Here is a 12,951-nt window from a genome sequence, read left to right as displayed (position 1 = left end):
GGCAAGAAAATTGTACATCGATGTACATCGCCAGCTACTTTGATGTACTTTGGTTGGCGCATGGCTAAGAGCAAAACAGGATCGCGGTTTAACTTAGGGGAACCCTATTCGGGGCTTCTGAGGGATTTCTGCGAAGCGAACTATGGCGCGCCAGAAACGCGGATTATCCGTGAGGCGATCAAGTTTTTCATTGAGCACCAACTGGCCGCTGAACCGCGTTTAAAAGCACGGTTCGATGAGGCGAGAGAAAAACGTTTGGCCGCTCAGGCGGCCCCGGTCCGAATGGTCTCGGGCAATTAGGCTGATCAAGAGGTCGCTTGCGCCCAACTTGTAACCTTCCGAAAACTGAATTCGCTTATGTTCGGGTCTCGCAGGAGCGCATGTCCGAACTTAAAAATCAGCGCACAGGAGAAGCACATCCGTGCCGAGTTAGATCGCGCCGCACGAGCGGAGACTGCTCGCAAAAAGAAAGAGCGAGCAAATGCACTTGCGGACGCGCTCAAAGCCATCGAGTTTGGGGAGCCACCCCCTGAACTGGAGGCCAGGATCGCGAAAGTCCAAGCTATAAGAGTGCCGCGTCCATTATTGCCTGAAGCGCGGACGAAGAAAGCAAAAACGAGTCGCTAAGCGCCTGAGACGATCGCCAGACAGGGAAGAGAGAAAGAGAGTGAGCGGACCATTGAAGCTGAAAAAAGCAAACCCGCAGCGCCTTCGATCGCTTGGGCTGAGCGAGGCATGGCTGCAGCAGCAAATTGCCGCCGACCCCACGTTGCTCGGTCTCGGTGACTTGACCGTTTTTCAGCGCGAGAAAACACAGCCTACCGGCGGTCGTATCGACTTCATCATGTCCGACGCGCTCAACGAAACGCGGTACGAAATCGAGATCATGCTTGGCGCGACCGATCCGAGCCATATCATTCGCACTATTGAGTACTGGGATATGGAGCGGCAGCGTGCGCCGACGATCGAGCACCGCGCAGTGATCGTCGCGGAAGAGATCACGAGCAGATTCTTCAACGTGATTCGGCTGCTCAACCGCGCTGTCCCGTTGATCGCAATCCAATTAAGTGCGTTTCAGTTTGGCGACGAGGTCGTACTTCAATTCGTTCGCGTGCTCGATACATACGAATTTGGCGGTGACGAAGAGGAGGAGAGCGGCGCGACCGAACAAACGGATCGCCCATACTGGGAGAAGCGGACCCCCGCAGAGGCGCTGTCTGCCGTGGATGCAATTGTCTCATTGATCGCAGCAGGCGGGAGCGAGCCGAAAGTCACATACAATCGAACCCACATCGCAGTGGGTACATCGGGATACTACTTCGGATGGTTTTTCCCACGCAAAATCGCGACGCACTGCCCGGTTCGTTTCAAAGTAGGACCCGATCAACGGGCCGCGCTCGTCACCAAGCTTGAAGAGGCTGGCCTCGAAGCCGAGAACAAGGGTCAGAGCTCGATACAAATGTTTCTGAAGCCCGAGCAGGTGAAGCAAAACCCCGGGCCGATTGGTGAGCTTCTAAAGGCCGCTGAGCAGTGGTCGCATCGCTAGCAACGGAGCCTTCTCTCGTGAAGGTAACCTGTTTGGCGGTTCTGACGGTCAGCCTCTCGCTACTGCACATGCGTTAAACGACTGAGTCGATCGCGCGCACGATAGACTCAATGTCCGTCGCGACGACGCGCAGATCACCCTGAGAGATCGGCCATGGCTGACGTGGAATGGTGGGTTGCAGGTCGCCTTCGTGCGCTATCTTGTTGCGCCGCTCGAATGCTAGGGATAGGCCTTTCTTTATCAACTTTGCTTGCGCAATTTTATTTGACTGATTGGCACCCAGCACAAGTGCTACCTCGTTCCATAGCTCGACTTCTGAGACCAGTCTGACGCCTTCTGCGATTTTTTCCGGGTGCTGATAGGTAACTGTGCTCAACTGGCTTCGTATCTCTAGATCAAACGCCGCGAGCTTTGCCGCCGCGTTGGTTGAGCTGTTGATCCGCGACACTGTTTCGTTGGAGATTTGGAATCGAAGATAGGCAGGCGTGGGTGTGCGACGTCCCTCAAAAATTTCTACCATGCCTTGAAAAACAAGTTCATGAATATAGAGGTCGAGCGCACTGAACCGCGAGACCCATTCGACGCGCAATAGTTCATCGGCGTGGAACGCTGCGGCTACGTTGTTGGCGACGTAGGCCTGAATATCGGTCAGGTGAGCGCAGCGAGACCACACGTCGTTGAAATGAGCGATGGGTGTCACAATATCACTTGGTCAGCGCAAATACCTTATCTGCACAATCAGAGAACGCTTGCTCAAAGATCGTCATGTTTTCCTTAGTCTGCTTCCAAACCGCACCAGCCTGATCAATCTGCTCCGCCGTCAGCGCGTAGATCGGAGTCTGGTGCTCTTGCGACAAGGCGATCAAGCTATTGAAGTCGGCTACTTCGAGAATCGGCGTCCACGGCTCGGTCTGAGTAGCCTTTACAAAGGACTTAACGTCAAGCATTCCCGCCCTTTCGAGCGCGGGGCATAGCGTATTCTTCAGGCCCTCGACGAGTTGATCAATCCATCGCTGAAACGCACTACTCGCGCGGCCGCTGCGCGGTCGGTACTTTTGAATCACGGCGCCAATGAACTTCGAGTGCGGCTGCGGGAATGGATAGTCGGCTTTTATCAACGCTTCAATGCTATGAGCAGTGTGTGCCCATGCGTTCCACCGCGGAAGCGTCGCAGCCAATGAATCGAGCGCCATTGATGAGAAGTAATCAGGATGGAGTGGTACGATGAAGTAATCACTTGTCGTCAGCAGATTTTGATTAAGTGGCCCTAGGCTGGGGCTCATGTCGACGAGAATATAGTCGGCCCTGTTGGCCTTGGCTGTTTCTTCGAGTAGAAAGCGAAGCGATCCGGGAAGATTACGTAATGCAAGCAGCGAGCCGCTCAGCTCTTGCGCGATACCCAGGGTGGTTTCGTACTCAGCAAGTCGAATATGGCCCGGCAAAAGAAGAAGGTTGTCGTTACCAACGACCTCCACGCACTTCACAGCCACGATGCCGCGCGGTTGAGATTCAAAAGCGGGTAGGAGACCATCTCGGACGTTGTTCGGTGGATCGGCGCTATACATGCCGGCAAGGTCTTCGGCACCTCTGAAGCCCATCACCATGCCGGTCAAATTACACTGAGGGTCGAAATCGGCGAGGATCACCCGCGCCCCCTTAGACGCCATCATCCATCCCAGATTGAAGGCGGTCGTTGTCTTGCTGACACCGCCCTTATGGTTGAAGAGGCATACAATTCGTGTCACGTCCGCTGGACCTTCATCGCTTAATCGGCGCCCAGCCAGAAAAGTGCCGCCGCGCGGTGCGACGGGCGCGGCGCCACGCCTCAACCTCCGCAGCAAGCGCCCGTATAGTACGCTCGCCTTGGCGCGGCGACTGAGCGATCATGGCACGAAGGTATTCTGCGGCAAAGGCGTCGCTATCGCCGCCTTGGCGCTCGATCTCACCAGCGATCTGTTGAATGCGGCGCTCGCGCACCGCTCTATCGGCTTGGCCCATGCCCGCCAACGTAGAGCAGCGCGATACGCAGTCAAGTGAAAGCCGGCCCAACTAAAGAAGTACGGGTCGGCCCCCGGTACAGTACCTATGGCGACTGCTTGGCGGCGCTCAACATCAGCTCCGTGAATTCGGCGATGGCAGATGGTCGAAAATCCGCCTCAACGAACGCATCGTCGATCGATTCAGATGCAGGCGTGTAGAGTTTCTTTCCCACGCGCCTCGACGAAACGACACAATGTTCAATCGGCCGTTAGCGTCGCCCTGCACGTTGAAGACCTTCGGGCCATCCCATATTTCGAGAAGGTCGCGGCCATAGAGCAGCTGCCGATAGGAGATTTTTAGCCCGTTAACGGTTGCTGACTTCGTCGGGATGCGGATGAGTCTCCCTCGCTTTCCAGCGGTCGTGATGCAGTCGATACCGGTGCGATCGATCACGTCCAGCGCGGCGTTTCGAATGGTGTTGGCGGTCAGGAGACGGGCGCTCATGAGTGCACCGCCTTCTTAGCGGCTCGCACGCGGCGCATGTCATGTGTCGCGCGTTCTTTAGGTGCTTTGATCCGTTGCTTTTCCCACATAACGAGATCGCGCTCGCGCCAAAAACGCTGGCCACCGAAATAGGCGGGTTCGGGGAAGCCATCATCTCGCATGCGGCGAATGATCCACATGTCAGACGCCCCGCCGTAGCGGGCACGGACTTGAGCGCTCTTCAGATAGAGTTCTTCGGACATAGCAATGGGCTCCGAGTTCGGAGTTGCCCTTGCCTTGCATGTGCTCTGGCCTTGGTCCCGTGCCGAGGGGGAGCGGCATCTCGGGAGGCGCCGCGCGGCCCTGATCGCCACTTACCGGCTAAACCGGCATCTCGACGTAGCGGCCTCTTAAATCTGAGGCTTACGGCGAGCACTAGGAGGGCGGGGCGCGCGAATTGGCTTTGTTAGATCGCGGTCGAGACGGTTTGTCTAGTGCGCTTAGCCGCGATCAGCGCCTACCCCGGACCTACCCCAGCGCATTTAAGGGCCGTACCGACGTCAGCTAAGTGCTGGTGCCGCAAGAGGGATTCGAACCCCCGACCCCGTCATTACGAATGACGTGCTCTACCGACTGAGCTATTGCGGCGAACCCTGCCGGGACGCAGGCGATGCTGGTCCCGATACGCGCGCTCCTGATATCGGGCATGGCCCGAATTGGCAAGAACAAGCCGGAGGCGAAATGCGCCTCACGCGCCCCAGCGGGACCAGAATCCGCGCCAGCCGCCGGCCTGGGCCTTTGCGTGGGCCCGGGGCGTGCCGATTTGTTCCGTAAATTCATCGCTCGGCCCCTCGTCATCGACCCCGGGATCATCAGGGGCGCGGACAATCGGGATGACGGCCTGGATCGGCACTGGCGCAGGCTTGCCAAGGTCGGCCCGGGTCCGGAACACCGGCGTTTCCGCAACCGGCGATGCTTCGGCGGTGTCGGCCGGCTTGACCGGCTCCGCGGGCGGGACCGCCGGCTCATCCTTGGCGACGTCCTTGGGCGCCTCCTTAGGCGTTTCCTTGACGACTTCCTTGGCTTCAGGGGGCGAATTATCCTGGGCGGCCGGCGCCGGAACCGGGGCGGCGGGCGGTTCCACCGGGCTTTCGGCCGGCGCCGCCGTCACCCGCTTCGGCGGCGGGGCGGCCAGCATGGCCTCCTCGAAGGCCGAGGATTCGATCGTGGCGCCCTTGTCGGAGGGAAGGCTCGCGACCGGCGTTTGCCACTGGAAGGCGTCGAGGCGGCCGGTGACCGGCGAGACCGGACGCCAGCGCTCGCTGACATAGCCATCCGCAGTCCAGGCTGGGTCGTGGCGGGCACGCACCGCGCGCAAGGTCCAGGCGCGGGCGCGGCCGCCGTCGCCATGCTCGGTGCGCTCGAGCTCGGCCATCAGCAGCGCCACACGCTGAGTGGGGTCGTTGACGTAGGGCGCGAGCACCTCGCGCGCGCGGGCAAACTCGGACGCGTCGATCGCGGCGCGCGCGATGGCGAGCTGGCCCTCGATATGGCCGGGCCTGTCGGCAGGCGTTTTCGCCGCAAGCGTCTCGACCCGCTGCAAGCGCTGCCGCGCGGAATCGCCCAGCTTCACATGCGCGTAAGCGTCGGCGAGGTCAGGATGCGGATTGGCGAGCCAGGCGGCCTCGACCAGCTTCATGGCGCGGCGCACCTGATGCGCCTCGCTCTCGAACTTCGCGGCGAGCACGGCGGCCGGCACCAGGGTTGGCGCCAGCTTGACCGCCTCCATCACGCTCTCGCGCGCGAGATCGCGGTCCATGGTCTCCAGTTCCAGCGCGCGCGCGGTGAGCAGCACGCCCCGCTGCCGGCGGTAGGCCGACTTGTCAATCAGACCCGCGGACAGATTTGAATCGAGGATCGCGAGCGCGCCGCTCCAGTCGCCGCGGGCGCAGCGGAAACCGAGCACCGCATGCGAAGCCCAGGTCGAGGACGGCGACAGCTCGAGCGCCTCCTCCGCGATCATGACGGCGCCGACCGCATCGTCGGCGCGCTGCGCCTCGATGAACAGGCCGCGCAGGCCGAGCAGGCGCGTATCCTCGCGCTCGGCCATAGCGCGGAAGACGCGCTGGGCCTCGTCGCGATCGCCTTCGAGCTGGGCCGACTGCGCGTGCAGCAGCAGCGCGAGCGGATCGTTCGGGGCAAGCCGCCGCGCCGATTCGGCGTGACGGCGGGCAAGGCCAATGTCGCCATGGCCGATCGCGAGCAGGCCGTGGGTGATGGCGTGGCGGCCGCGCGCGTGACGCTTTTCACGGCTGCGGCGGCGCAGGCGTCCCGGCGCGCGCCAGATCATCGTCAGGATGCTCCAGACCAGCACGACCGCTGCGGCGAAGACGCCAAGCAAGAACACAAACCGCGGCAGCGTCGTTGTAGCGCGGAAACCGCCCGCGGTCAGGACGAGATCGCCGGGCTGGTCGGCAACCCAGGCCGCGCCGGCCGCTGCCAGCGCAATCAGGACGAGGAAGAGGACGATGCGAAGCATGGCGATCCCTATACGCGCCGATTGTTGCGCGAACCTTATTGAGCAGGCTTGCCCGGACCAGATTTGGCGAGATCCGCCATGGCGTCGTCAGCGAATTTGCGTGAGGCCGCGAGCGCGGCGTCGCGCGCATCGGTCTTGTCGAGCCAAGCCTGTGCCGGCGCACGATCGGCTTCAGCCAGCGTCTTCAGCTCGCGCCGCGCCTCGACGAAATCGTTGCGGAGCGCCGCGGCCGTGACCCGCGCAACGATCGCGCCGCGATCGTTGCCGACCCCGTCGGTGCGCTCGATGCGGACCAGCTTCGATGCTCCGGCCTGGAGGCGCTCGACGATACCGGCACTGGCGGCCGGCGCCTCCGCCGGCGGCGAGAGCTTTGGCACGATGTTGAGCAGCTCGCGGCTCAGCGCGACCGGCGTCGGGATGCCTGTCGCTGCAAAAGTGTCGAGCGGCTTCAGCATGTCGGGCTTGGCGGTGAGCGATCGCGCTGCGGACAGCTGCGACTGATAGGGATCACCGTGACGAACGGCGACATCGAGCAGGGCCGCCGCCACGACGTAGCGCAGCGGCTTGTCGTCCAGCGCCTTGGCATCGGCGATCTTCTCGCCTTGCTGCGCGAGCTCGGCCCGTTCGGTCCTGCTGGCGCGCTCGAGCTGCGTGATGCGCTCGTTGAGCGCGGCAAGATCGGCCCCGGCAGTGCTAGGCGCAGATTTGGCGTCGTTCATCGCGCTCGCGGTCTTGTCGAACTGGGCGTGCAGATTGGCGATGTCGCTACGCAAAGTGCCTGCAGATTTTTCCAGCGCGTCGATCCGCGCCACCAGGGCCGGATCGGCGGCGGGCTTGCCTGCCTTCGCTTCGACCGCGGCAACACGACCCGAGAGCGCATCGACGGTCGCGCTCGTCACTTGCGGCGCAGCGGGCGGCGCCTGCACGGCGGGCCAGCCCAGCAGCCAGCCGACCGCGATCACGAGTGCAGCGGCGACAGCACCAGAGAACGGCGCAATGACCCAGGGCGAAATCGGCGGCGAGGGGGAAGCGGACGCGACCGCGGCTTCCGCCTCAGTGTGCGCCAGCTCAGATTTTGCCTGCTCGGGCTCGGCGTGCTCCGGCGCCGGTTCAGCCTCGGGCTCACTCGCCACATCCTGCGGCTGGGTCGAGACGTCAGTCGCCTCAAGGTCGATGGTCGGCGGGGTGCGCTTGGCACGGCCGGACTCGGGAGCCAATCCTGTATCTTCAGGCTTGTCGTCGGCCATCGTGACGGTTCCTCACACTTCCATACCAGAGCGGACCCGATTGCGTCGGATTCGGCCCGACCTCTTACGCCAAACGGGTGCGCAAAGCACGCTCCAAGGTTTCAAATAAGGCATTTTCGTCCGGCGTCGCAGCAACCAGAACCTGCGACGCACCCGCATCGCGCAGCACCGCGGCCACGTTCTCGGACAGGCAGCATTGCGGGATCGCCAGCGCCGAAATTTCGACGCCTTCGTTCCGCGCCGCATCCAGGAACGCCCGCGCGCTGCGCCGGGAGTAATGCAGCACCGCCTCGATCCCGTGGGCGGCAAAGCCCTCGCAGACCTCGCGCGGGAAAATCTTGATCGGTGCCATGCGATAGGCCGTCTGCGTGACCACGCTAAAGCCCTCCGCGCCGAGCTCGCCACCGAGATCACGCGACAGATCCGCACCCGCGAGATAAAGCAGCGTGCTTTTTGTCTTCAGCAATTTGTCGCGCGCACTCTGCACCACCTTGTCGCGCAAGGACGCGGCATCGCCGCCGGCGACGATCACCTCCGTGAAGCCAGCATCGCGCGCCACGTTGGCGGTGTGCTCGCCGACCGCAAACAGCGGCAGCTCCAATAGGCCAAGGTCGCGCAATTGCGGCGCGACGGCACGGATCGCATTGGCGGATGTCACGATGACGGCGCCATAACCCACCTCGCTCTCGTCATGGAACGCCACCGGTTCGAACTTGAGCACCGGCGCGAGCAGCACCGCATGTCCCCGCGCGCGCAAATTGTCCGCGGTCTCCTCGTTGTCGGGATCCGGCCGTGTGACAAGAATGGACATCGCTGGTGTTCCCGAACCACGGCGCATTGACGAGGATGGCTGCGCGTGACGATTGCGCAAGCCGACCCCGGAATGCTACCGCGTTACCAGAACTCTGCTTTCCGGATGAGCGCAAGGGCGCAAATTGGATAACAATTCGCCAATGCTGGTACTGGGCATCGAAACCACCTGCGACGAGACCGCCGCGGCCGTGATCGCGCGCGCGCCTGACGGTACCGGCAAGATCCTGTCCAACATCGTGCGCTCGCAGGTCGAGGAGCACGCCCGCTTCGGCGGCGTCGTGCCGGAGATCGCCGCTCGCGCGCATGTCGACCTGCTCGACGGCATCATCGACCGCGCCATGAGCGACGCCGGCATCGGCTTCGCCGAGCTCGACGGCGTGGCAGCGGCCGCGGGACCGGGGCTGATCGGCGGGGTCATCGTCGGGCTCACCACCGCGAAGGCGATCGCGATGGTGCACGACACGCCGCTGGTCGCGGTGAACCATCTGGAGGCGCATGCGCTGACGCCGCGCCTCACCGATGGGATCGATTTTCCCTACTGCCTCTTTCTCGCCTCGGGCGGCCATACCCAGATCGTCGCCATCACCGGCGTCGGCCAGTATGTGCGGCTCGGCACCACCGTCGACGACGCGATCGGCGAGGCCTTCGACAAGGTCGCGAAGATGCTGGGCCTGCCCTATCCCGGCGGCCCGCAGGTCGAGCGTGCGGCGGCGAACGGCGATGCAACGCGCTTTGCGTTTCCAAGGCCGATGCAGGGACGTCCCGACGCCAATTTCTCGCTGTCGGGATTGAAGACGGCGGTGAGGACCGAGGCGAGCCGGCTGGCCGAAATCACGCCGCAGGACATCAGCGACCTCTGCGCCAGCTTCCAGGCCGCTGTGCTCGACTCGACCGCCGACCGCTTGAGCGTCGGCCTGAAGCTCTTCCGCGAGCAGTTCGGTGCGCCGCGCGCGCTCGTGGCGGCCGGCGGCGTCGCCGCCAATCAGGCGATCCGCGGCGCCCTGCACGATGTCGCGCAGCAGGCCGGAACGCAGCTGATCATGCCGCCGCCCGCGCTCTGCACCGACAACGGCGCGATGATCGCCTGGGCCGGCGCCGAGCGCCTCGCGCTCGGCCTGACCGACACGATGGAAGCCCAGCCGCGCGCGCGTTGGCTGCTGGATGCGAACGCGACGGCACCGGCGGGTTACGGCAAGACACGGGCGGGATATTAGCCATGACCGCGTTCCAGTCCGTCGCAGTGATCGGGGCGGGTGCCTGGGGCACGGCGCTCGCGACTGTGGCCGCGCGCGCCGGGCGGAACGTGACGCTGTGGGCACGCAATGCCGAGCATGCGGCACGGATCGCATCGACCCGCGACAATCCGCGGCTGCCCGGCATGCGGCTGGCGCCGGAGATCATCGTCACGCACCAGCTCGCCGAGGCCGCACGTGCCGACATGATCCTGATCGCGACCCCGGCGCAGCATCTGCGCGGCGCGGTCAACATGCTGGCTTCGCATCTGGCAAAGCCGGTGCCGGTCATCGCCTGCGCCAAGGGCATCGAGCACGGCACCCACAAATTCATGACCGACATCATCGCAGAGGCCGCGCCGCACGCGCAGCCGGCAATCCTGTCGGGCCCGAGCTTTGCCGAAGACGTCGCCCGCGGCCTGCCGACCGCGGTGACGCTGGCGGCGAAGGACGAAGCCTTGGCAAGCGCGCTGGTGCTGGCGCTGGGCTCGCCGACCTTCCGTCCCTATCACTCTACCGACATCCGCGGCGTCGAGATCGGCGGCGCCGCCAAGAACGTGCTGGCGATTGCGGTTGGCATCGCGGTCGGGCGCAAGCTTGGCGCCTCCGCCCAGGCCGCCCTGACGACCCGCGGCTTTGCCGAACTCACGCGGCTCGGCCGCGCCCTCGGCGCGCGCAGCGAGACGCTCACCGGCCTGTCCGGCCTCGGCGATCTGATCCTGACCTGCGCAAGTCTGCAATCGCGCAATTTTGCGCTGGGCCTTGCGCTCGGGCGCGGCGAGCAGCCGCCCGCCGGTAAGCTTGCTGAAGGCGAGTTCACAGCCCCGGTGCTGATCGAGCTGGCAGCTTCGCAAAAGATCGAGATGCCGGTATCAGAGGCGGTCGCGGCGATCCTGAGCGGCCGAAGCACGATCGACGCCGCGATCTCGGGGCTGTTGACGCGCCCGCTCAAGGCAGAGGAATGAACATGGCGTACTGGCTGGTGAAATCCGAACCTTCGGTGTGGTCCTGGGACCAGCAGGTGGCGAAGGGCGCGAAAGGCGAGGCCTGGACCGGCGTGCGCAATTTCACCGCGCGCCAGAACCTCGTGGCCATGAAGAAGGGCGATAAGGCGTTCTTCTATCATTCCAACGAGGGCAAGGAGATCGTCGGCATCGCTGAGGTCATCAAGGAGGCCTATCCCGATCCGACCGACAAGACCGGAAAATTCGTCTGCGTCGACATCAAGTCCGACAAGCCGCTGAAGACGCCGGTGACGATGGCCGCGATCAAGGCCGAGAAGAAACTCGCGGACATGGCGCTAGTGAAATATTCGCGCCTCTCGGTGCAGCCGGTGACGGCCGAGGAGTGGAAGCTGGTTTGCAAGATGGGCGGGTTGTAGGAGCTGCGGTAGCCCGGATGAGCGTAGCGACATCCGCGACCGCTTCGGCTCCGCGTGTCGTCTCGCTCGCGCGGGCTACGATCTCCGAGCTTGCGTCTCCCGGAGCGTGAACACCTCGCACGGCGCGGCAATGCCGCGCAGCGCATGCGAGCCGAGTGCGACGAGCGGCATGTCCGTTTCCGCGGCAAGCGCGCCCGACACCAGCACGGTGCGGCCAAGCGGCTTGCACAATCCTTCGAGCCGGCTGGCGAGATTGACGGCGGGACCGATCGCGGTGAAATCGAGCCGGTTGGCGGCGCCGATATTGCCCCACAGCATCTCGCCGAGATGCAGCGCGGCGCCGAACGCCAGCGCCGGCAGCCCTTGAGCGGCGCGCTCCGCGTTGAGATAGGCCATCCCGGCTTCGGCTGCGCCTGCGGCACGCAGCGCGGCATCGCACGCGTGGCGCGGTGATGCCTCGACCACCGGAAAGATCGCGAGCACGCCGTCGCCGATGAATTTCAGCACCTCGCCGCCAAAGGCATGAACGGCACCGGCGATCCGGTCGAACCAGGCATCGAGCGCGGCGATGACATCGGCGGCCGGACTGGTTTCCGACAGGGGCGTGAAGTTGCGTAAGTCTGCATAGAGCAGCGCGGCCTGAATGGTCTCGCCGAGATCGCGCCGCAGCGGCGCCGCCAGCACGCGCTCCGCGCTGCGCTTGCCGAGATAGGCCTCCAGCGTCGCGCGCAAGGTGGCGCGGGCTGCGAGCACGGCAAGCGGCGTCGCGGCGAAACGCCCGGCCTCGCGCAGTTGCGCGATTTCGCCTGATGTGAACGGCCGCGGTCCGATCCAGCCGAGCAACGGTCCGTCTTGCCGTCCCACGACGTCTTCGTGCACCTCGCCGCCCGCGATGCCGCGCAGCCAGCGGCGGCCGGCATCGTTGGGCGGATCCGGTGCCAATCCGCCGGGTGCAAAGCCGAGAGCTTCGATCACCCGGCCGTTCTCCGCACGCCACAACCAGGTCCGCTTTGCGATCAGCGGATGCGGCACCTCCAGCGTCAGGCAGCCTGCCGCAAGCGGCAGACCGTCGGCGACCAGGTGGGCGCCGAGCTCGGCGAGCAGGCGGTCGGCCCCGGGACTGTCCGAGGCGGCATCGACGAGCCAGGCAAGGGTCGGGGAGATTTGCATCGCCCGATGATGGCGAAAGCGGACCGTCCTTGTCACGGGCAATCCTTGACGGGGGGCGCGGGCGCCGCCATGTCCCAAGCTCAGCCTAGGGATGATCGCCGATGACCAAGTCGTTCGTTGTGCAGCGCGAGACCCAGATCGCAGCCCCGCGTGCCACTGTTTTCGCATATTTGACCGACCCCGAGAAAATCCTGAGCTGGATGGGCTCGGATGCCACCACGGAGCCGCATCCGGGCGGGCTCTATCTGCTCAAAGGGGTCGGCCCGCGCGGCGGCGGCGCCCGCGGCACCTTTCGCGAAGTCGTGCCGGTGCATCGTCTGGCCTACACCTTCGGCTGGGAGGGGGGCCAGGAGGTGCCGCCCGGCTCCAGCCTGATCGAGATCGACCTGATCGAACGCGACGGCGGCACGCTGCTGCGCATGACCCATAGCGGCCTGCCGACCGAGGAACAGGCCGCCGCGCATGCGAAGGGATGGGTGCATTATCTGGAACGGCTCACGATCGCGGCCGCTGGCGGCGATCCCGGTCCGGATAAGGGTGTATCGGCCAAGGTCTAGTGC

14 protein-coding genes and 1 tRNA gene are annotated in these 12,951 nt (G+C 64.3%); 6 read left to right on the top strand and 9 right to left on the bottom strand.

Annotated elements, in window-relative coordinates:
• Positions 1 to 60 precede the first annotated feature (60 nt).
• Together JJB99_RS01820 and JJB99_RS01815 are read left to right on the top strand one after the other, a co-directional pair.
• On the top strand, positions 61 to 300 hold the full coding sequence (locus JJB99_RS01820) for a hypothetical protein (RefSeq protein ID WP_200497119.1): 240 nt from the start codon (positions 61 to 63) through the stop codon (positions 298 to 300).
• 367 nt (positions 301 to 667) lie between these two features.
• Entirely contained in the window at positions 668 to 1,546 is an 879-nt protein-coding gene (locus JJB99_RS01815) for a hypothetical protein (protein WP_210347635.1), read from the top strand.
• Positions 1,547 to 1,619: 73 nt separating this feature from the next.
• Here JJB99_RS01815 and JJB99_RS01810 read toward each other — a convergent pair whose 3' ends face one another.
• The 8 genes from JJB99_RS01810 to JJB99_RS01775 form a co-directional block, all read right to left on the bottom strand.
• Positions 1,620 to 2,246, bottom strand: coding sequence for a hypothetical protein (locus tag JJB99_RS01810; RefSeq protein WP_200497117.1), 627 nt, complete (start codon positions 2,244 to 2,246; stop codon positions 1,620 to 1,622).
• A 4-nt stretch (positions 2,247 to 2,250) separates the two neighbouring features.
• Entirely contained in the window at positions 2,251 to 3,291 is a 1,041-nt protein-coding gene (locus tag JJB99_RS01805) for a ParA family protein (RefSeq protein ID WP_200497116.1), read from the bottom strand.
• Between the two features lie 367 nt (positions 3,292 to 3,658).
• Positions 3,659 to 4,030 (bottom strand): hypothetical protein, encoded by a 372-nt coding sequence (locus JJB99_RS01800; RefSeq protein WP_200497115.1) that lies wholly within the window; start codon positions 4,028 to 4,030, stop codon positions 3,659 to 3,661.
• On the bottom strand, positions 4,027 to 4,272 hold the full coding sequence (locus tag JJB99_RS01795) for a hypothetical protein (RefSeq protein WP_200497114.1): 246 nt from the start codon (positions 4,270 to 4,272) through the stop codon (positions 4,027 to 4,029). Before JJB99_RS01795 ends, JJB99_RS01800 begins: the two co-directional genes overlap by 4 nt.
• A gap of 309 nt (positions 4,273 to 4,581) precedes the next feature.
• A tRNA-Thr gene (locus JJB99_RS01790) sits at positions 4,582 to 4,657 on the bottom strand.
• Positions 4,658 to 4,757: 100 nt separating this feature from the next.
• Positions 4,758 to 6,548, bottom strand: a complete 1,791-nt coding sequence (locus JJB99_RS01785) for a heme biosynthesis protein HemY (protein ID WP_200497113.1) — start codon at positions 6,546 to 6,548, stop codon at positions 4,758 to 4,760.
• Positions 6,549 to 6,583: 35 nt separating this feature from the next.
• Complete coding sequence (locus tag JJB99_RS01780) at positions 6,584 to 7,795, bottom strand: COG4223 family protein (protein WP_200497112.1); 1,212 nt, start codon at positions 7,793 to 7,795, stop codon at positions 6,584 to 6,586.
• A gap of 64 nt (positions 7,796 to 7,859) precedes the next feature.
• Positions 7,860 to 8,606, bottom strand: coding sequence for a uroporphyrinogen-III synthase (locus JJB99_RS01775; protein WP_200497111.1), 747 nt, complete (start codon positions 8,604 to 8,606; stop codon positions 7,860 to 7,862).
• A gap of 142 nt (positions 8,607 to 8,748) precedes the next feature.
• Between JJB99_RS01775 and tsaD the strand changes: the two genes are divergently transcribed.
• Genes tsaD through JJB99_RS01760 form a run of 3 tightly spaced genes read left to right on the top strand, consistent with a single transcriptional unit; the run spans position 8,749 to position 11,221 of the window.
• The gene (tsaD, locus tag JJB99_RS01770; protein ID WP_200497110.1) at positions 8,749 to 9,822 is read left to right on the top strand and encodes a tRNA (adenosine(37)-N6)-threonylcarbamoyltransferase complex transferase subunit TsaD; all 1,074 of its coding nucleotides are present in this window, start codon (positions 8,749 to 8,751) and stop codon (positions 9,820 to 9,822) included.
• A gap of 2 nt (positions 9,823 to 9,824) precedes the next feature.
• A complete protein-coding gene (locus tag JJB99_RS01765; RefSeq protein ID WP_200497109.1) occupies positions 9,825 to 10,805 on the top strand; it encodes an NAD(P)H-dependent glycerol-3-phosphate dehydrogenase in 981 nt (326 codons plus the stop codon).
• Positions 10,806 to 10,807: 2 nt separating this feature from the next.
• Positions 10,808 to 11,221: an EVE domain-containing protein gene (locus JJB99_RS01760; RefSeq protein ID WP_200497108.1), complete on the top strand. Its 414-nt coding sequence runs from the start codon at positions 10,808 to 10,810 to the stop codon at positions 11,219 to 11,221.
• A 75-nt stretch (positions 11,222 to 11,296) separates the two neighbouring features.
• On the opposite strand, the gene JJB99_RS01755 is transcribed toward JJB99_RS01760, so the two are convergent.
• Complete coding sequence (locus tag JJB99_RS01755) at positions 11,297 to 12,391, bottom strand: adenylate/guanylate cyclase domain-containing protein (protein ID WP_200500013.1); 1,095 nt, start codon at positions 12,389 to 12,391, stop codon at positions 11,297 to 11,299.
• Positions 12,392 to 12,492: 101 nt separating this feature from the next.
• Here JJB99_RS01755 and JJB99_RS01750 point away from each other — a divergent pair, with 101 nt between their 5' ends.
• The gene (locus JJB99_RS01750) at positions 12,493 to 12,948 is read left to right on the top strand and encodes an SRPBCC family protein (RefSeq protein ID WP_200497107.1); all 456 of its coding nucleotides are present in this window, start codon (positions 12,493 to 12,495) and stop codon (positions 12,946 to 12,948) included.
• The last annotated feature ends 3 nt before the right edge of the window (positions 12,949 to 12,951 follow it).

The organism is Bradyrhizobium diazoefficiens (genome assembly GCF_016616235.1).
GTDB lineage: Bacteria > Pseudomonadota > Alphaproteobacteria > Rhizobiales > Xanthobacteraceae > Bradyrhizobium > Bradyrhizobium diazoefficiens_H.
Note: the sequence above shows the minus strand (reverse complement) of the source record. Positions and strands in the feature narration are given on the sequence as shown.